The 16,856-nt window shown below is 70.3% G+C and carries 21 protein-coding genes; 11 read left to right on the forward strand and 10 right to left on the reverse strand.

Features of this window, described 5'->3' with window-relative positions:
- The 5 genes from fmt to lepB all read left to right on the forward strand — a co-directional run.
- Positions 1-751: methionyl-tRNA formyltransferase (fmt, locus tag RIF93_RS10900; RefSeq protein ID WP_309091227.1), on the forward strand; the 751-nt coding region annotated here is incomplete at its 5' end.
- Positions 751-1,488, forward strand: coding sequence for a tRNA pseudouridine(38-40) synthase TruA (gene truA, locus RIF93_RS10905; RefSeq protein ID WP_309091229.1), 738 nt, complete (start codon positions 751-753; stop codon positions 1,486-1,488). The genes fmt and truA, both read left to right, overlap by 1 nt.
- Positions 1,489-1,597: 109 nt before the next feature.
- Positions 1,598-3,004, forward strand: a complete 1,407-nt coding sequence (locus RIF93_RS10910) for a sialate O-acetylesterase (protein ID WP_309091231.1) — start codon at positions 1,598-1,600, stop codon at positions 3,002-3,004.
- Positions 3,005-3,082: 78 nt separating this feature from the next.
- A complete protein-coding gene (locus RIF93_RS10915) occupies positions 3,083-3,466 on the forward strand; it encodes a hypothetical protein (protein ID WP_309091232.1) in 384 nt (127 codons plus the stop codon).
- A gap of 77 nt (positions 3,467-3,543) precedes the next feature.
- Entirely contained in the window at positions 3,544-4,305 is a 762-nt protein-coding gene (gene lepB, locus RIF93_RS10920; protein ID WP_309091234.1) for a signal peptidase I, read from the forward strand.
- Here lepB and RIF93_RS10925 read toward each other — a convergent pair.
- Positions 4,302-4,625, reverse strand: coding sequence for a hypothetical protein (locus RIF93_RS10925; RefSeq protein WP_309091235.1), 324 nt, complete (start codon positions 4,623-4,625; stop codon positions 4,302-4,304). The two genes, lepB and RIF93_RS10925, sit on opposite strands and share 4 nt — an antisense overlap.
- Before the next feature lie 58 nt (positions 4,626-4,683).
- A complete protein-coding gene (dapE, locus tag RIF93_RS10930) occupies positions 4,684-5,832 on the reverse strand; it encodes a succinyl-diaminopimelate desuccinylase (RefSeq protein ID WP_309091236.1) in 1,149 nt (382 codons plus the stop codon).
- A 45-nt stretch (positions 5,833-5,877) separates the two neighbouring features.
- Between dapE and RIF93_RS10935 the strand changes: the two genes are divergently transcribed.
- Positions 5,878-6,357, forward strand: coding sequence for a cupin domain-containing protein (locus RIF93_RS10935; RefSeq protein WP_309091237.1), 480 nt, complete (start codon positions 5,878-5,880; stop codon positions 6,355-6,357).
- Positions 6,358-6,483: 126 nt separating this feature from the next.
- On the opposite strand, the gene RIF93_RS10940 is transcribed toward RIF93_RS10935, so the two are convergent.
- Complete coding sequence (locus RIF93_RS10940) at positions 6,484-6,987, reverse strand: DUF2721 domain-containing protein (protein WP_309091238.1); 504 nt, start codon at positions 6,985-6,987, stop codon at positions 6,484-6,486.
- 217 nt (positions 6,988-7,204) lie between these two features.
- Between RIF93_RS10940 and RIF93_RS10945 the strand changes: the two genes are divergently transcribed.
- Positions 7,205-8,041: an SDR family NAD(P)-dependent oxidoreductase gene (locus RIF93_RS10945; protein ID WP_309091240.1), complete on the forward strand. Its 837-nt coding sequence runs from the start codon at positions 7,205-7,207 to the stop codon at positions 8,039-8,041.
- Positions 8,042-8,071: 30 nt separating this feature from the next.
- Here the strand turns inward: RIF93_RS10945 and RIF93_RS10950 are convergent, their stop codons facing one another.
- Complete coding sequence (locus tag RIF93_RS10950) at positions 8,072-8,983, reverse strand: AraC family transcriptional regulator (RefSeq protein WP_309091242.1); 912 nt, start codon at positions 8,981-8,983, stop codon at positions 8,072-8,074.
- A gap of 175 nt (positions 8,984-9,158) precedes the next feature.
- Between RIF93_RS10950 and RIF93_RS10955 the strand changes: the two genes are divergently transcribed.
- The 3 genes from RIF93_RS10955 (at position 9,159) to RIF93_RS10965 (ending at position 10,995) form a co-directional block, all read left to right on the forward strand.
- Positions 9,159-9,974 carry an SDR family oxidoreductase gene (locus RIF93_RS10955; RefSeq protein WP_309091244.1) on the forward strand — a complete coding sequence of 272 codons (816 nt, stop codon included), beginning with the start codon at positions 9,159-9,161 and terminating at the stop codon, positions 9,972-9,974.
- Between the two features lie 71 nt (positions 9,975-10,045).
- On the forward strand, positions 10,046-10,456 hold the full coding sequence (locus tag RIF93_RS10960) for a heme-binding protein (protein WP_309091245.1): 411 nt from the start codon (positions 10,046-10,048) through the stop codon (positions 10,454-10,456).
- An 11-nt stretch (positions 10,457-10,467) separates the two neighbouring features.
- A complete protein-coding gene (locus RIF93_RS10965; RefSeq protein ID WP_309091247.1) occupies positions 10,468-10,995 on the forward strand; it encodes a nuclear transport factor 2 family protein in 528 nt (175 codons plus the stop codon).
- Positions 10,996-11,070: 75 nt separating this feature from the next.
- Here the strand turns inward: RIF93_RS10965 and dapD are convergent, their stop codons facing one another.
- The 3 genes from dapD to argB are packed head-to-tail and all read right to left on the reverse strand — an operon-like array spanning position 11,071 to position 13,474.
- Positions 11,071-11,889 (reverse strand): 2,3,4,5-tetrahydropyridine-2,6-dicarboxylate N-succinyltransferase, encoded by an 819-nt coding sequence (gene dapD, locus RIF93_RS10970; RefSeq protein ID WP_309091249.1) that lies wholly within the window; start codon positions 11,887-11,889, stop codon positions 11,071-11,073.
- Between the two features lie 11 nt (positions 11,890-11,900).
- On the reverse strand, positions 11,901-12,563 hold the full coding sequence (locus tag RIF93_RS10975; RefSeq protein WP_309091250.1) for a pyrimidine 5'-nucleotidase: 663 nt from the start codon (positions 12,561-12,563) through the stop codon (positions 11,901-11,903).
- A complete protein-coding gene (gene argB / locus RIF93_RS10980) occupies positions 12,560-13,474 on the reverse strand; it encodes an acetylglutamate kinase (protein WP_309091252.1) in 915 nt (304 codons plus the stop codon). The genes RIF93_RS10975 and argB overlap by 4 nt, the downstream gene beginning before the upstream one ends.
- Positions 13,475-13,584: 110 nt before the next feature.
- Here argB and RIF93_RS10985 point away from each other — a divergent pair, with 110 nt between their 5' ends.
- Positions 13,585-14,853, forward strand: coding sequence for an amidohydrolase family protein (locus tag RIF93_RS10985; RefSeq protein WP_309091254.1), 1,269 nt, complete (start codon positions 13,585-13,587; stop codon positions 14,851-14,853).
- Here RIF93_RS10985 and RIF93_RS10990 read toward each other — a convergent pair.
- The 3 genes from RIF93_RS10990 to RIF93_RS11000 all read right to left on the reverse strand — a co-directional run.
- A complete protein-coding gene (locus RIF93_RS10990; protein WP_309091256.1) occupies positions 14,850-15,992 on the reverse strand; it encodes an acyl-CoA dehydrogenase family protein in 1,143 nt (380 codons plus the stop codon). The genes RIF93_RS10985 and RIF93_RS10990 overlap by 4 nt on opposite strands.
- A 52-nt stretch (positions 15,993-16,044) precedes the next feature.
- Positions 16,045-16,689, reverse strand: a complete 645-nt coding sequence (gene yihA / locus RIF93_RS10995) for a ribosome biogenesis GTP-binding protein YihA/YsxC (protein WP_309091257.1) — start codon at positions 16,687-16,689, stop codon at positions 16,045-16,047.
- 2 nt (positions 16,690-16,691) lie between these two features.
- The coding region (locus RIF93_RS11000) for a hypothetical protein (protein ID WP_309091258.1) at positions 16,692-16,856 on the reverse strand (165 nt) is incomplete at its 5' end.

Below are 16,856 nucleotides of genomic sequence, written 5' to 3' on the forward strand. Positions count from 1 at the left end.
GCGGACGCCGGCCTCGATGCGTGCGCCCGAGGAAATGGAGGCCTTCGCGGCGTTGGGACTGGACGCCGCCGTGGTGGTGGCCTTCGGCCAGATCCTGCCGCGCGAGGTCCTGGAGGCGCCCCGGCTGGGCTCGTTCAACGTCCACGCCTCCCTGCTGCCGCGCTGGCGCGGCGCGGCGCCGATCCAGCGGGCGATCATGGCCGGCGACAAGGTCACGGGCGTGCAGGTGATGCGGATGACCGATGGGCTGGACGAGGGGCCGGTGCTGGCGACCGCGACCGTGCGGATCGACGCCCTGGAGACCGCCGCGACACTGCACGACCGGCTGGCCGCGGCGGGCGCCGATCTGATCGTCCGCACCCTGGCCGACATCGAGGCAGGGCGCGCCGTGGAGACGCCGCAGGCCGAGGAGGGGATCACCTACGCCAAGAAGATCCGGCCGAAGGAGGCGCGGATCGACTGGACCAAGCCGGCCGCCGAGCTCGACCGCAAGATCCGCGGGCTGTCGCCGTTCCCGGGCGCCTGGTTCGAGCTGCCCACCGACAAGGGGCCGGTGCGGGTGAAGGCGCTGCTCTCGGCCGCGGAAGACGGCCAGGGCCAGCCCGGCGTCACCCTGGACGAGCGGCTGCTGGTGGCCTGCGGTGAGGGCGCGGTGCGGCTGTTGCGCGTGCAGCGCGAGGGGCGCGGGCCGCAGGACGCCGCGGTTTTCCTGCGCGGGACGCCGGTCGCGGCCGGGACCAAGCTCGCCTGATGCCGCGCTACCGCCTGACCATCGAATATGACGGCCGGCCCTATCACGGCTTCCAGGCCCAGGCCGCCCTGCCCAGCGTGCAGGGCGCCATCGAGCGGGCGGTGAAGGGCTTCTGCGGCCAGACGCTGCGGCTGCAGGCCGCCGGCCGCACCGACACCGGGGTGCACGCTACCGGCCAGGTGGTCCATATCGACCTCGAGAAGGACTGGAACCCCGAGGTCGTGCGCAACGCGCTGAACGCGCACCTGGTCCCCGAGCCGATCTCGGTGCTGGAGGCGAGCATCGCCGAGGAAGGCTGGCACGCCCGGTTCTCCGCCAAGGAGCGGCGCTACCTCTATCGGGTCCTCAACCGCATGGCGCCGCCGGCCATCGACCAGGGTCGCGTCTGGCACGTGAAGAAGCCGCTGGACGCCGACGCCATGCACGAGGCCGCGCAGGTGCTGGTGGGCCACCACGACTTCACGACCTTCCGCGACCTGGGCTGCCAGGCGAAGTCGCCGATGAAGACCCTGGACATCGCTGCCGTCCGCCGGGAGGGCGACTACGTCCTGCTGGAGTTCGCCTCGCGCTCGTTCCTGCACCGGCAGGTGCGCTCGATGACCGGCAGCCTGGCCGAGGTGGGGATCGGCCGCTGGACGAAGGGCGACCTGAAGGCCGCGCTGGAGGCCCGCGACCGCAAAGCCTGCGGGCCGGTCGCGCCGGCCGAAGGCCTGTACCTGACGGGCGTCTCCTACTGAAAAGTGAAATGGCTCCGCTTGCACGCCGCGGCGCCTTGCGACTTCGTGACGCCCACGTGCCCCAGGGGGCGTCCGCTGCTGCATCGCTAACGGCTAGGGAACGTACGGCATGGCCTTCGTCGTGTTCGCCGGACAGTCCAACACGGGCGGCTACGGCATGGGCGGCTGGACGCTCAGCCAGCCCTGGACGCCCGACCCGCTGACGCTGATCTGGGACGCGGCGGCCAAGGCCTGGACGACCCTACAGCCGGGCGTGAACACCGGCTACGGCGGCCAGCCGCTGGCCTGGGGGCCCGAGGTGCAGTTCGCCCGCGAATTCCGCGCGCTGTTCCCGAACGAGGTGCTGCGGATCGTCAAGGAAGCCCACGGCGGCACGAGCCTGGCGGTGGATCATGGCGCGTGGAGCTATGACTGGTCGCCCAACAGCGGCGGCGAGCTCTTCGACCGGGCGGCCGCGACGATCGCGGAAGCCAGCGTGGCGGCGGGCGGCGGGCGTCCCGACGCGGTGTTCTTCGGACAGGGCGAGGAGGACGCAGCCGACTGGGGCGACGCCAGCGCCTACGGCGGCAACCTCGCGGCTTTCATCGCCGCCGTCCGCGCCGAATGGATGGGTGACGGCGCCGGCAAGGTGGGCTTCTTCCAGATCGCGCCGGGTTGGCCCCATGCCGCCGAGGTGCGGCGCGCCCAGGCGGCGGTGGACCAGGCCGACCCCAACGCGGCGAGCTTCGACACGCTTGGCTTCGCGCTGCAGGGCGACGGGGTGCACTACGCCGCGGCCGGCTTCGAGGCCATCGGGCGGAGCTACTTCCAACTGTTCCAGGGCTGGCGCGGCGCCGCGTCCGAGCCGGGTCCTGGGCCCGGCCCGGACGGCGTGTCCCTGCAGGGCGGGGGCGGGCCTGACGCCCTGATGGGCGGGGGCGGCGCCGACACCCTGCTGGGGGCCGCGGGCTCGGACAGCCTCGGCGGCGGCGAGGGGCAGGACTATCTGCGCGGCGGGCCGGACGACGACCGGATGTCCGGCGGCGGCGCCTTCGACGACATGCACGGCAACGAAGGCCGAGACACCCTGGCGGGCGGCGACGGCGGCGACTGGGTGGTGGGCGGCCAGCACGACGACCAGCTGTTCGGCGAAGAGGCCGGCGACGTGGTGCTGGGCAACCTGGGCGCCGACCTGGTGGACGGCGGGGCGGGCGACGACGTGGTCCGCGGCGGCCAGGGCGATGACCAGCTCTTCGGCTGGGCGGGAAACGATTTCCTGGCCGGCGACCGCGGCGACGACACGATCTCGGGCGGCTCGGGCGCGGACATCTTCCACAGCTTCGGCGAGGCGGGCCTGGACCGGATCACCGACTTCAGCTTCGCCGGCGGCGACCGGGTGAGGCTCGTCGCCGGCACGACGTGGAGCGTCTCGCAGGCGGGCTCCGACGTGGTCGTCGACCTCGCCGGCGGCGCGCGGCTGGTGCTGGAAGGCGTGCCGCTGTGGAGCCTGGGCGACGGCTGGATCCTGGCCGGCTGATTTGACACGGCCGGGCGACTGCCCGACCTTGCCGGCCAAGCTTCGACAAGGATCGCGCGCCTGACCCGCCTCGCCCTCATGGCCGCCTGCCTGGCGCTGGCCTCGCCCGCCGCTGCATCGGAGGAAGGCTGCCTGGCCTATGGCGATCCGACCACGCTGTTGACCGGGATGATCTATGCCGTCGAGGCGTTCGACGAGGCCGAGGGCGACACCGTCCAGCGCGAGCGGGAGATCGACTACTACGCCCTGATCCTGTCCGAGCGGGTCTGTGCGGCCGGCGTCCCGGGCGACCCGAACAAGCCCGAGCTGCGCAACCTGACCGTCGTGCGGCTCGATATCCCGGTGGAGGTCGCCAAGGCGGCGCTGCAGCGGAAGGTGATGGTGCAGGGGCCGCTGGCGGCCGAGCCCGGGGCCGACGCGCCGCTGGTGATGAAGGTGGCCGGGATGACGGGCGCCCGCTAGGCGTCCGGACAGGTTTTCGGCGGCGTCCGGACGGGACGGCGCTGGCGGTCGCGAAGGGCCGCCGCCAGCCTGGTCCCATGACTGACAGCACCTCGGCCGAGACCGGCCCCGCCTTCACCCGCGAACTGATCGACACCGGCAAGACGCTGCTCGCCGGCCTGCTGATCGCCCTGGTCCTGCGCACCGTGCTCTTCCAGCCCAACACCATCCCCTCGAGCTCGATGGAGCCCGGCGTGCGGACGGGCGACTATCTGCTGATCAGCAAGTTCGACTACGGCTGGAGTCGGCACTCCATTCCCTTGGCGCCGCCGCTGTTCGACGGCCGCCTGTTCGGGCGCGCGCCCAAACGCGGCGACGTGGTCGTGTTCAAGCTGCCGCGCGACGCGAGCCAGCTCTACATCAAGCGGGTGATCGGCCTGCCGGGCGACCGGGTGGCGCTGCGCGGCGGGCAGGTGCTGGTGAACGGCCGGCCGCTACCACGACAGGTGCTGGGCCGCACCGAGGATCCGGAGGCCCCAGGCGTCATCGTGACGGAGGTGCGCGAATCCGCGCCGGACGGGCGGCCGTACGTCACCTACGACCGCGGCGCGGGGCTGCCGGGCGACGACGTCGGTCCGGTGGTGGTGCCCGAGGGCTTCTACTTCATGCTCGGCGACAACCGGGACAACTCGCTGGACAGCCGCTGGCCCGAGGCGGTCGGCGTCGGCCTGGTCCCGGACGAGAACCTGGTGGGACGCGCGCGGATGGTCCTGCTGTCGTGGCGGCTGGGGGCCGCGGTGCTGAAGCCGTGGACGTGGCTGGACCTGGCGCCGGAGCGGTTCTTCAAGCCGCTGCGCTAGCGGTCGAGGTACTCGGGCAGGCTGAGGACGCCGTCACGATCGGCGTCGAGGGCGCGGAACTCCGCCGCCCGAAAGCTGTCGGCCAGCGACGGGGCCGCCGCGGCCCCCGCGGTGGCGAGCGCCAGGGCGCCGGCGATCAGGTGGGCCGGGCGGAAGCGGCGGCGCGGCCGCGCCGAGGCCGCGAGTTCGGCCTCGATGAAGGCGCGCACGGCCTCGCTGGCCGAGCGCCCGTCGCGGCGGCAGCGCTCCATGAAGGCGGTCTTCGTCGGGTGCGGGATGCGCACCTCGAGGAATTCGCTCTTTTTCGGCGGTCGGCTCATGGCGGCGAGGATGCGCGCGGGCGCGGCCGGCGCAAAGAAAAATCCTGTCCGGACAGCCCTACGGCCGGTCGAAATAGCGTTCGATGATGCGGGCGTAGACCGCCTGCAGCCGGCGGATCTCGTCTACCGGCGCGCGCTCGTCGACGGCGTGCATGGTCTTGCCGACCAATCCCACCTCGACCACCGGGCACAGCGCCCGGATGAACCGGGCGTCCGAGGTGCCGCCCGAGGTGGAGAGTTCGGGCGGGCGGCCGGTGACGTCCTGGATCGCGCCGGCCACCAGGTCGGTGAAGGCGCCGCGCTCGGTGAGGAAGGCCTCGCCGCTGATCTGCGGCGTGACGGTCACGCGCCCCTTGAAGCCTTCCGCGGCCTTTTGCGCCTCGGCCTCGATCCAGTCGGCCAGCGACCGGCCCGTGTGGTTCGGGTTGAAGCGGATGTTCAGCCGCGCCCGCGCCGTCCCCGGGATGATGTTGGTCGCCGTGTTCGGCACGTCGATCAGGGTGATCTCCAGGTTCGACGGCTGGAACTCGGGATAGCCGTCGTCGAGGCGGCGGTGCTGCAGGGCGGCCAGGAGGCGGACCAGCACCGGCACGGGATTGGCGGCGCGGTGGGGGTAGGCCACGTGGCCCTGTATGCCTTCCACCAGGATGTCGGCGTTGATCGAGCCGCGACGGCCGACCTTGACCATGTCGCCGAACGTCTCGGCCGAGGTGGGTTCGCCCACCACGCAGTGGTCGATGGCCTCGCGCTCGGCCAGCAGGGCCTCGACGACCTTCTTGGTGCCGTGGGTGGCCACCCCCTCTTCGTCGCCGGTGATCAGGAACGAGATGGAGCCGGTCACCCGACCCGCCCGGATGGCCTCGGCGGCCGCCGCGGCGAAGGCGGCGATCGCCGACTTCATGTCGACCGCGCCCCGGCCGATCAGCACCCCGTCCACCACCTCGGCCGCGAAGGCGTCCTTGGACCAGGCGGCCGCATCGCCCACCGGCACGACGTCGGTGTGGCCGGCGAAGCAGAGGTTCGGGCGCGCGGTCCCGTAGCGGGCGTAGAGGTTCTCGATCTCGCCGAAACGCATGCGGCGACAGGCGAAGCCCAGGCCAGCCAGGGTGCGCTCGACCACGTCCATGGCGCCTTCGTCGGCCGGGGTGACCGAGGGCTTGCGGATCAGCTCGCGCGTGAGCTCGACGGGGTCTATGGCGGCGCTCATGTCTGCGCATTACCTGTTGGCGCGAGGCGAGGCGAGGGGAGAAGCATGCCCAAGATCGACATCGACAAGGCGCCGACGCGCTTCGGCACGGCCTATCCGCCGCCACATGACGCGCCCTGCCGCGAGCGCAGACGCTGGAAGCTGGGCGACGCGGCGGGCCTCAGCCAGTTTGGCGTCAACCTGATGCGGTTGCCGCCGGGCCAGTGGACGAGCCAGCGGCACTGGCACACCGCCGAGGACGAGTTCGTCTGGGTGGTGGACGGCGAGGTGGTGCTGGTGGATGACGAGGGCGAGCACGTGCTGCGGGCCGGCGACTGCGCCGGCTTCCCGGCCGGCGAGCCGAACGGCCACCACATCCAGAACCGGTCCGACCGCGAGGCGGTGCTGCTGGAAGTGGGCTCGCGGAAGCTCGGGGAAGACGGCTGCGACTACCCCGACATCGATATGATCATCCGTCGGGGCGAGGAGATCTACCGCCACCGCGACGGGACCCCGTACGAGACCGATCAGGGCCGCAAGCGCTAGCCGTCGCGGCCGACCATCCGGCTTTTCACACGCCGACGCAGCCCGGTGCGCCGAAGGAAGCGGAGGCGTAGGAACCATGGCGAGGAAGCGTTCGGGGTCCGGTGGAAACGCGGCTGACGCGCGAGCTCATTCCACTGTCGCGTAAGCACGGATCAACGGCTCGCGCGTGGCCTGGGCGTGCCGCAGCTGCAGCTCGAGCAGCGATCGGGCGCAGCGGCTCTCGCCGATGAACATCGCGGTCCCGGCCGCAAGGGCGAGGACGCCGGAAGCGCCGCCGCCGACGACCAGCCAAACGGGCACTTGGTGCGCCGCCTGCGACGCGGCGAGGACGGCCCCCGCCAGGCCGAGCAGGGCGGCGGCGGCGAACAGGCCCACCGCCAGGTAGACCAGGTTCAGGCCGCGGAGGAGGAGCCGGATTCGCCGCTCCGCCAGGATCAGCGCCGCGTCGGCGTCGGAATACAGGCCCGAGAGCGAGTGGTCGCCGGCGGCGATCGCTGCCCGGAACTCACGCCATTGGGTGACCGCCATCGTGTAGCGCATGGTGGCGCTGTTCTGCAGGATCGCGCAGGCGTTCGTGAGGATGGCCGGCCCCGCAATGAAGGTCAGCGGGACGAACGGGTTCTCGATCATCGTGGTCTCCTGAAGCCGGTTGCCCGCGCGCAAGCGGGCTGTGGACCAAGAAGTACCGGCGCCTGGGCAACCGCGCTGTCCGCCGCTTTCGGCGACCATCGCGAGATTGCGGCCGCGCGGGACCGCAACTTCGCGACATCCCCGAAAGGCCAAGACGGCAAGCCCGCGGTGACGGGCCTAGGGCTCTTCCATCGACACTCGCATCGAGGAGATCCCCATGAAGACCTGGTTCATCACCGGCGCGTCGCGCGGGTTCGGCGCGAGGACGGCCGCCGTCGCCCTTGCGCAGGGCGACAATGTCGTCGCCACCGCGCGCGACCCTTCCGCCGTTCTCGAGCGGCTCGGCGAACACCCGCGACTGCTTCCGTTGGCGCTCGACGTCACCGACGAGGCGCAGGCGCGCCGCGCCGCCGCAGCCGCCGTGGCGAACTTCGGCGCCATCGACGTGCTGCTGAACAACGCCGGCTTCGGGCTGCTGGGCGCGGTGGAGGAGGCGAGTGCCGAGGAGGTTAAGCGCGTCTACCGCACCAACGTCTTCGGCCTGCTGAACGTGACCCGCGCAGCCTTGCCGTACATGCGGGCGAGGCGCGTCGGGCGCATCCTCAACATCTCGTCGATCGGCGGCTATCGGGGAGCGGCAGGCTTCGGGGTCTACGCCTCGACGAAGTTCGCCGTCGAGGGCCTTTCCGAGGCCCTGCACGTCGAACTCGCCCCGCTGGGCATCCACGTCACCGCGATAGAGCCCGGCTATTTCCGCACCGATTTCCTGGATTCCACGTCGCTCGCGATCAGCGCCGCGCGAATCGACGACTACAGCGGCTCGGCGGGGGCGGTCCGCACCCGCGCCGTCGACCTGAATCACGCCCAGCAAGGCGATCCGGACAAGCTCGCCCGCGTGCTCGTCGCATTCGCCGACGCCCCCGACCCGCCGGTGCGCCTGCCGCTCGGCAGCGACACGGTGGCGGCGATCGAAGCCAAGCACGCGTTGGACGCCGCGATCCTCGCGGCCTGGCGCGACGTTTCCGTCTCCACCGACTTCACCCCCGAAGACTGAGGCAGGGCCGATCGCCGGCGGAGGCGACGACTAGAGTCTCCGCCGGTACTCGCTGGGGGTCACGCCCGTGACCTTCCGGAACGCTGCGGTGAAGGCCGACGGCGTCTGGTATCCCACTGCCAATCCGATCTCCGTCACCGGCAGCGCCGGCTCCATGCCGAGCAGCCGCCGCGCCTCGGCGATCCTCTGCTGCACCAGCCAGGCGTATGGGGAGTGGCCGGTGGCCCGCCGGAAGGCGGTACAGAAATGGAAGCGGCTGAGGTTCACGATCCCGGCCAGCTCCTCCAGTCCGATCTCCTCGTCGAGGCGCTCGCGCATGTAGGCGGTCACGCGCTTGACCTGCCAGTCGGCGAGGCCGCCGCGCGGCGGCTCGGCCGACAACGCCGCGAACGACGAATGGCCCCGCACCAACTGGGTGCAGAGCAGGTCGACGGCCTGTTCCACGAAGAGCTGCGATCCAGGGTCGCTGACGCTCGCCTCGCGCGCCAGCATCTCGAGGATGCGCCCGGCCGCGGGGTCCTCGAAACCCACCCGGCCGATGAGCTCCACCCGCTGTCCCCCCGCGAGCACGTCGGCGCACGCCTGGATACGCTCGTCCGGCAGGTAGACATGGCTCACCTCGATGGGCCCTTCGATGTCCCAGCGCCCGTCGTGCCCTTGCGGGATCAGGGTGATCGAGCCAACCCTGGTGCGCGCCTGCAGGCGGCGGCCTTCGGTCCGCCAGGCGATCGCCTGGTCCGCGCCGTAGTAGGTCATGACGACGTGGCTGCTCAGCCCAGGCAGGGTGTCGTGCAGGGCGCCGTGCCCCCAGCGGGTCGTCAGCCGGGTCGCGCCCTGTAGCGGTTCTCCCGCCAGCGCCGGCGGCGCGTCGAGGACCCGCCCAATGCTCTGCACGGCATGGGCGGTGGGCTCCCCCGCAGCGTCTGGCGTGGCGGCGTCCACGGTCCCCCCAACAAGCGCTGCCGCAATATTGCGCGGCCTGAAAAGCCTGACCAGCCGGTCATCGCAATATCGGAACAGTCGCCAAAACGGGCGAACGGCCGGCGTTCGATGGTCCGCGTACCTCTCTCCTCACACGGCGACACCCGCCGGATCGAACGAACACAGGAGAGACGACATGACCAAGAAGACCATCCTCATCACCGGCGCGGGCTCCGGCTTCGGCAAGGGCGCCGCCATCGGCATGGCCAAGAACGGCCACGACATCATCGCCACGGTGCACGTCTCCTCGCAGGTGACGCCGCTGCGCGAGGAGGTGAAGGCGCTGGGCCTGCAGGACCGCATCCGCGTGGAGCGCCTGGACCTCACGGATCCCTACGACGTCAAGCAGGCGATCGGCTGGGACTTCGACGTGCTCTGGAACAATGCGGGCATGGGCGAAGCCGGCCCGGTCTGGGAGATCCCGATCGATCTGGTCCGCAAGAACTACGAAGTGAACGTGTTCCTGCCCTGGGTGCTGACCCAAGGCGTCGTCCAGCGCTGGGTGCGCGAAGGCAAGAGCCAGGGCAAGAAGGTGGTCTTCACCTCCTCGATGGGCGGCCTCTTCACTCCGGCCAACTGGGGCACCTACGTCTCCACGAAGCACGCCCTGGAATCCTTCGCCGAGGCGCTGCAGCAGGAGCTCGCCGCCTACGGGGTCAAGGTCCAGACGATCAATCCGGGCGCCTATTACACCGGCTACAACGAAACGATGGCCGACAACCCGTTCCGCTGGCTGGACGACGAGAAGCACTTCACCAAGCGCGCCGACCTGCGGAAGGGCTTCGACGACTTCTTCGCCACGCCTGAGGGGCGGATGGACCCGCAGGAGATGATCGATCGCATGATCGAGATCGTCCCCGCCGACGAGGGCAAGTTCCGCAACGTCGTGCCGAAGGCGATCGAAGACATGCTGAAGGCCCACCAGCTGCAGGCCTGGGACAACCAGATCTGAGCCGGGCCCGGCGGCCGCGGCGGCTCACGGCGCCGCGGCCGCGTCCTCCACACCATCAAGGATAGCTTCCCATGAGCATCACCCATGCCCAGGCCCAGGCCGTGCTCGCCGCCGCCGAAGCCGCCGCCGACGCGATCGGCGTTCCCATGAACATCGCCGTGCTGGACGCCGGCGTGCACCTGAAGGCCTTCACCCGTATGGACGGCGCCCTGCTGGGCTCCATCGACATCGCGCTGGGAAAGGCCAAGACCGCGGCACTGTTCGGCTTCAACACCGAAGTGATCGGGGAATTCTCGAAGCCCGGCGGCACCTCCCCCGGCCTCGAGCAGACCAACGGCGGTCTCGTGGTCTTCGCGGGCGGTGTGCCGCTGCGCGACGGCGCGGGCGGTCTGGTCGGCGCGGTCGGAGTTTCGGGCGGCTCGGTCGCTCAGGACGCACAAGTCGCCCAAGCCGCTGCGGCGGCGCTTCAACCTCAAGCCTAGGAGACCGCAAGATGCGCGCTCAGCTCTTCCACCCGGCCGTCGGCATCCTCCTGATGGCGACCGTCGCCAGCTTCTTCCTCATCGCCCCCGCCGCGCTCGGCCAGACGGCTGGGACGCCCAGCAAGGATGAGGGACTGAACGCCCTGCTCGTGAGCCAGAAGTTCGACGCCTGGCGCGACGGCTCCGGCGGACCCTACGACCTGCTGGACGAGAAGGCCCGTTGGACCATCACGGGCAACTCGCTAGCGGCGAAGACCTATCCCAACCGGGAGGCCTTCATGAGGGAGGTGATCCGCCCGTTCAACGCACGCATGGCGAAGCCGCTGTCGCCCACCATCCGCCGGCTCTACACGGAAGGCGACACGGTGGTGGTCTTCTTCGACGCGGTGGGCGTGGCGCGTGACGGCAAGGCTTACGAGAACACCTACGCCTGGTTCCTGCGCATGCAGCACGGGCGGATCGTGGAGGCGCATGCCTTCTTCGACAGCCTGGCCTTCGACGACCTCTGGCGTCGTGTGGCGCCTGTCGCAGACGATTGAGTCCCATGTCCTGGCCAGCTCCGAGCGCGCGTCGAGGCCGCTCGGGGCATCAGCCATCCCTGGGCGGGGCCCGCGCTAGTCCCGCAGCAACTCGTTGATGCTGGTCTTGGAGCGGGTGCGCTCGTCGACGCGCTTCATGATCACGGCGCAGTAGGTGGACGGCAGGGAGGGGTCGTGGGGGTTCGGCCGCGAGCCCGACACCACGACGGAATAGGGCGGCACCTCGCCGGTGAACGTCTCACCCGTGCGGCGGTCGATGATCGGCGTCGTCGAGGTGATGAACACGCCCATCGAGAGTACGCTGCCCTCGCGCACGATGACCCCCTCGGCGACCTCAGCGCGAGCGCCGATGAAGCAGTTGTCCTCGACGATGGTGGGGTTAGCCTGCAGGGGCTCGAGCACGCCGCCGATGCCCGCGCCGCCCGAGATGTGGACGTTCCGGCCGATCTGGGCGCAGGACCCGACCGTGGCCCAGGTGTCGACCATCGTGCCTTCCCCGACATAGGCGCCCACGTTGACGAACGAGGGCATCAGGACGACGCCCTTGGAGATGAAGGCGCTCTTGCGGACGACGGCGCCCGGCACGGCGCGGAAGCCGGCCTGTTCGAAGCGGGCGGCGTCCCAGCCCTGGAACTTCAGCGGGACCTTGTCCCAGAAGGGGCCGGGCTCCATCACCAAGTTGGGGTTCAGGCGGAAGGACAGGAGGATCGCCTGCTTGATCCACTGATGGGTCCTCCAGACGCCGTCGGCGCCGCGCTCGGCCACCCGGAGCCTGCCGGCGTCCAGCTGCTCCATCACCTCGTTCACGGCGTCGCGCACGGGGCCGGTGGTGGCCGTGTTGAGGCCGTCGCGGGCTTCCCAGGCCTGTTCGATGGTGGTCTTCAGGTCGGACATGGCGGGATCCTCTAGGCGGCGTCTCTGACCCGCGCGTTCGTGAGGAACGGCGCGAGCTTGTCGGTGCGGTGGTGGACGAAGGGGGCGGTGGATTGGGCGGCCCAGGGACCGACCAGCACGGTGGTCATGCCGAGGTCCGCGGCCGGCGCCAGGTTGCGCTCGCTGTCCTCGAAGAAGGCCGTCGTGGCCGGATCGACGGCGTGGGCGGCTCCCATGCGGGCGAAGGCCTCGGGGCTGGGCTTGGGCTCGTAGCCCGCCGAGCCGATGTGGAAGACGTCATCGAACAGGTGGGAGAGGCCCAGGCGCGCCAGGACGCGCTCGGCGTGGATGTCGTCGGCGTTCGTGAAGATCAGCCGCCGGCCGGGCAGGCGCTCCAGCGCCGCGAGCAACTCGGGATCGTGCGCCAGGGCCTCCAGCGACATGTCGTGGAAGATGGCGTGGAACTCGAGGGGATCGACGCCATGGTGGATCATCATCCCCTTCAGCGTCAGACCGTGCTCGGCAAGGTAGGTCTTCTGCAGCGCGTAGGCCTCGTCGCGAGGCAGGCCCGTGACCTTCTGCACATAGTCGGTCATCCGCTCGACGATCGCGGCCATGAAGCCGGACTCGGCCGGGTACAAGGTGTTGTCGAGGTCGAACAGCCAGGTGTCGACGTGGGTCAGGTCGGCGCTCATCGCCGGATGAGCGTGCCGGCGCCGTGCTCGGTGAAGAGCTCGACCAGCATGGCGTGGGGCCGCCGGCCGTCCAGGATGACCACGGCTTCGACGCCCGACTCCACGGCGTGGATGGCGGTCTCGAGTTTTGGGATCATGCCGCCGGTGGCGACGCCGTCGGCGATGGCGGCGCGGGCCTCGGCGACCGTGAGCTGGCGGATCAGCTCGCCGTTCCTGTCCAGCACGCCGGCCACGTCGGTCAGCAGCAGCATGCGCTTGGCGCCCAGCGCGCCGGCGAGCGCGCCGGCCACCGTGTCGGCGTTGATGTTGTAGGTCTCGCCGGTCTCGGAGACGCCGATCGGCGCCACGACGGGGATGTAGTCCTCCTCGGCGCCGATCAGGGCCTGGATAATCTTGGTGTCGATCCGCTTGGGCTCGCCCACGAACCCTAAGTCGACGATCCGCTCCTCGTCCGAGTTGGGGTCCTTCTTGGTGCGGGTGACCTTCTCGACGACGATGAGCCGGGCGTCCTTGCCCGAGAGCCCCACGCCGCGGACATCGGCCTCAGCGCCGGCCTGGGTGATCCAGGAGGCGATTTCCTTGTTGATGGCGCCGGACAGCACCATCTCGGCGACCTCCATGGTGGCCTCGTCGGTGACGCGCAGGCCGTCGATGAAGTGGCTCTGGACGCCCGCCTTGGACAGCCAGGCCGAGATCTGCGGGCCGCCGCCGTGGACGACCACCGGGTGCAGGCCCAGCATCTTGAGCAGGACGGCGTCGGCCGCGAACAGCTTGGCCACCTCTTCCTCGCCCATGGCGTGGCCGCCGTATTTGATGACCACGGTCTCGCGGTCGTAGATCTGGATGTAGGGCAGGGCCTCGGCGAGCGTCTTGGCCGTCGCCCAGCCTTGGCCTTCGATCTTGTCGCTCACCCGTCCGCCGCTCCGCCTGAATTGGTGCGGGTCCGATAGCGGACGGGGCGCCCCCTGTCACGCATCGGTGGCCGTGCTAACGGTGGGCCGTTTTCAGGTGGGGACTTCGGATGCGCAGGATCGGGTTTGCGGCAACGGCCGCGTGGGCGCTGGCCGGCGCGGCGCAGGCGGCGACGGTCGCGGTGACAGCCGACCGGCTGCTGGACGTGGCGAGCGGCCGCTACGTCGAGCGGCCGCTGGTGGTGATCGTCGACGGCAAGGTGGCTTCGGTCGGCAAGGCGGGCGAGGCCGTCCCGGCCGGCGCGACCCGCGTGGACCTGCCGGGCGTGACCCTCCTGCCGGGCCTGATCGACATGCACGTCCACCTGACGAGCGTGGCCGAGATCGGCGGCTACAACTACCTGGAATACTCCGACGCCTTCTGGCCGGTGGTGGCGACAAAGCACGCCCGGGACACCCTGGAGGCGGGCTTCACAACCGTGCGCAACGTGGGCGCCGAGTTCTACGCCGACGTGGGCCTGCGCGAGGCGATCGACGGCGGCTATGTGCCCGGACCGCGGATTGTCAGCGCGACCTATGCCCTGGGCGCCACCGGCGGCCATTGCGACTCGACCTTCTTCCCGCCGTCGATGGACGAGAAGAGCCCCTACACCGTCGACAGCGCCGAAGAGGCCCGGGCCAAGGTGCGGATGGCCAAGAAGTACGGCGCCCAGGTGATCAAGATCTGCGCGACGGGCGGGGTGTTCTCGCGCGGCCCTTCGGTCGGCGCCCAGCAGATGACCCTCGACGAGATGAAGGCGGTGGCCGACGAGGCGCACATGGCCGGGATGAAGGTCGCGGCGCACGCCCACGGCGCGGCTGGCATCAAGGACGCCATCCGGGCCGGCATCGACACCATCGAGCACGTCAGCCTTGTGGACGACGAGGGCATCCGGCTTGCAAAGGAGCGGGGGACCTACTTCGCCATGGACATCTACAACACCGACTACACACAGGCCGAGGGCAAGAAGAACGGCGTCCTGGAAGCGAACCTGGCCAAGGACCGCGAGGTCGGCGAGGTGCAGCGCGAGGGCTTCCGCAAGAGCTTGAGGGCGGGGGTGAAGCACGTGTTCGCCACCGACGCCGGCATCTATCCGCACGGCCAGAACGCACGTCAGTTCGCGGTGATGGTGCGCTATGGGGCGACGCCGCTGCAGGCCATCCAGTCGGCGACGGTGGTGGCCGCCGAGGCCCTGGGCCGCAACGACGTGGGCCAGGTGGCGCCCGGCCGCTTTGGCGACATCGTTGGCGTGAAGGGCGACCCGCTGGCCGACGTGCGGGTGCTGGAGACGCCCGTGTTCGTGATGAAGGGCGGCGAGGTGGTGAAGCGCGCGCCCTAGATCGAGCGCGCCACCACTTCCTTCATGATCTCGGACGTGCCGCCGTAGATGCGCTGGACGCGGGCGTCGCGCCACAGGCGAGCGATCGGGTACTCGTTCATGTAGCCGGCGCCGCCGTGCAGCTGGAGGGCGGCGTCGACCACCTCCCACTGCAGCTCGGTGTGGAAGAGCTTGGCGGCCGAGGCTTCCGCGGCGGTCAGCTTGCCCTCGAGGTGGCGGGCGATGCACCAGTCGAGGTGGGCCCAGCCGGCCTGCAGCTTGGCCTTCAGGGCGCCCAGGGTGAAGCGGGTGTTCTGGAAGTCGAACACCGTCTGCTTGAAGGCCTTGCGCTCGCGGGTGAACTTCACCGCCTCGTCGAAGGCGCGCTGCGCGCCGGCCTGGCCGCCGACGGCGATGCCCAGGCGCTCCTGCGGCAGCTGGCTCATCAGGTAGGCGAAGCCCTTGCCCTCCTCGCCGAGGCAGTTGGTGATCGGGACGCGCACGTCCTCGAAGAACAGCTCGGAGGTGTCGGCCGAGTTCTGGCCGATCTTGTCGAGGTTGCGGCCGCGCTTGAAGCCGTCGCGCGTCGCTTCGACCAGCACCAGCGAGACGCCCTTGGCGCCGGCGTCCGGGTCGGTCTTGGCGACGACGATGATCAGGTCGGCGTTCTGGCCGTTGGTGATGTAGGTCTTCGAGCCGTTGACCACATACTCGTTGCCGTCGCGCCGGGCGGTGGTGCGGACGGCCTGCAGGTCGGAGCCTGTGCCAGGCTCGGTCATGGCGATGGCGGTGATGGCCTCGCCCGTGACCATCTTGGGCAGCCACTCGCGCTTCTGCTCTTCCGAGCCGTAGTTGACGATGTAGTCGGCGACGATGTCGGACTGCAGCGTGATGCCGGCCGACGAGCCGGCGTAGGCCAGCTCCTCGTCGATGATGGCGTTGTAGCGGAAGTCCAAGCCCAGGCCGCCGTACTCGGCCGGGACGGTGGGGCAGAGCAGGCCCGCCTCGCCGCAGGCCAGCCAGAAGCCGCGGTCGACGACGCCTTCCTCTTCCCAGCGGTCGAGATTGGGCGTGAGCGCGCGGTCGAAGAACTTCCGCACCTGGTCGCGGAAGAGGTTCATGTCCTGGTCGTAGACCGTGCGGGTGTCGGTGGTGAGCATCTGGGCCTCTGGCGTTTCCAGGACCCTGTTAGCGAGGTGACGTTGCGGCCGCCTAGATGGCGCAGGCCGCGACGATTTCGGCCCGCAGCTCGGGGATGCCCGTCCCCTTCTCGGACGAGGTGGCGAGCACGCGGGGGAAGGCGGCCGGCCGCTTCGACACCTTCTTCACCGTCTCGGCCTTGATCTGCGCGAGGTCCGAGCCCCTGAGCTTGTCGGCCTTGGTGAGCACGATTTGGTAGGAGACCGCCGCGAGATCGAGGGCGTCGAGCGCTTCGTGGTCGGGCTCCTTGAGGCCGTGGCGGGCGTCGATCAGCAGATAGACCCGCTTCAGGTTCGGCCGGCCCCGCAGGTAGTCGCGGCCGAGGTTCTGGAACTTGCGGGCGACGGACTTCGAGGCCCGGGCCCAGCCGTAGCCGGGAAGGTCCACCAGGCGCAGCTTCTCGTCGGCGACGAAGAAGTTCACCTCCCGGGTGCGGCCGGGCTCGTTGGAGGCCCGGGCCAGCTCCTTGCGGCCTGTCACGGCGTTGATCAGCGAGCTCTTGCCCACGTTCGACCGGCCGGCGAAGGCGACCTCGGGCAGGTCGGCCTCGGGCAGCCCGGCGATCGAGACTGCGCCCATGAGGAACCGCACCGGATGGGCGAAGAGGACGCGGGCGGCCTCCAGTTCCTCGGGCGTGAAGACCGGCTCGTCCGCCATGGTCAGCCGGCCGGCTTCGGCTGGCCGGTGACCTTGCGGAGGATCTGGTCGATCGGATTGTCGACCTTGAACCGGCGCATGATCACGTACTGCTGCAGGAGCGTCAGCACGTTGGACCAGGTCCAGTAGATGATCAGGCCCACGGCGAACGGCGCCATGATGAAGGT

The sequence above is a fragment of the Phenylobacterium sp. genome (assembly GCF_031181185.1).
GTDB lineage: Bacteria > Pseudomonadota > Alphaproteobacteria > Caulobacterales > Caulobacteraceae > Phenylobacterium.

Coding starts and splice junctions, on each gene's coding strand:
- RIF93_RS10910 (WP_309091231.1), top strand. CDS start 1,598: ATGGCCTTCGTCGTGTTCGCCGGACAGTCCAACACGGGCGGCTACGGC.
- RIF93_RS10960 (WP_309091245.1), top strand. CDS start 10,046: ATGAGCATCACCCATGCCCAGGCCCAGGCCGTGCTCGCCGCCGCCGAA.
- RIF93_RS10985 (WP_309091254.1), top strand. CDS start 13,585: ATGCGCAGGATCGGGTTTGCGGCAACGGCCGCGTGGGCGCTGGCCGGC.
- RIF93_RS10940 (WP_309091238.1), bottom strand. CDS start 6,987: ATGATCGAGAACCCGTTCGTCCCGCTGACCTTCATTGCGGGGCCGGCC.
- RIF93_RS10990 (WP_309091256.1), bottom strand. CDS start 15,992: ATGCTCACCACCGACACCCGCACGGTCTACGACCAGGACATGAACCTC.
- dapE (WP_309091236.1), bottom strand. CDS start 5,832: ATGAGCGCCGCCATAGACCCCGTCGAGCTCACGCGCGAGCTGATCCGC.
- RIF93_RS10945 (WP_309091240.1), top strand. CDS start 7,205: ATGAAGACCTGGTTCATCACCGGCGCGTCGCGCGGGTTCGGCGCGAGG.
- lepB (WP_309091234.1), top strand. CDS start 3,544: ATGACTGACAGCACCTCGGCCGAGACCGGCCCCGCCTTCACCCGCGAA.
- truA (WP_309091229.1), top strand. CDS start 751: ATGCCGCGCTACCGCCTGACCATCGAATATGACGGCCGGCCCTATCAC.
- RIF93_RS10915 (WP_309091232.1), top strand. CDS start 3,083: ATGGCCGCCTGCCTGGCGCTGGCCTCGCCCGCCGCTGCATCGGAGGAA.
- RIF93_RS10925 (WP_309091235.1), bottom strand. CDS start 4,625: ATGAGCCGACCGCCGAAAAAGAGCGAATTCCTCGAGGTGCGCATCCCG.
- RIF93_RS10935 (WP_309091237.1), top strand. CDS start 5,878: ATGCCCAAGATCGACATCGACAAGGCGCCGACGCGCTTCGGCACGGCC.
- dapD (WP_309091249.1), bottom strand. CDS start 11,889: ATGTCCGACCTGAAGACCACCATCGAACAGGCCTGGGAAGCCCGCGAC.
- RIF93_RS10975 (WP_309091250.1), bottom strand. CDS start 12,563: ATGAGCGCCGACCTGACCCACGTCGACACCTGGCTGTTCGACCTCGAC.
- yihA (WP_309091257.1), bottom strand. CDS start 16,689: ATGGCGGACGAGCCGGTCTTCACGCCCGAGGAACTGGAGGCCGCCCGC.
- RIF93_RS10955 (WP_309091244.1), top strand. CDS start 9,159: ATGACCAAGAAGACCATCCTCATCACCGGCGCGGGCTCCGGCTTCGGC.
- RIF93_RS10965 (WP_309091247.1), top strand. CDS start 10,468: ATGCGCGCTCAGCTCTTCCACCCGGCCGTCGGCATCCTCCTGATGGCG.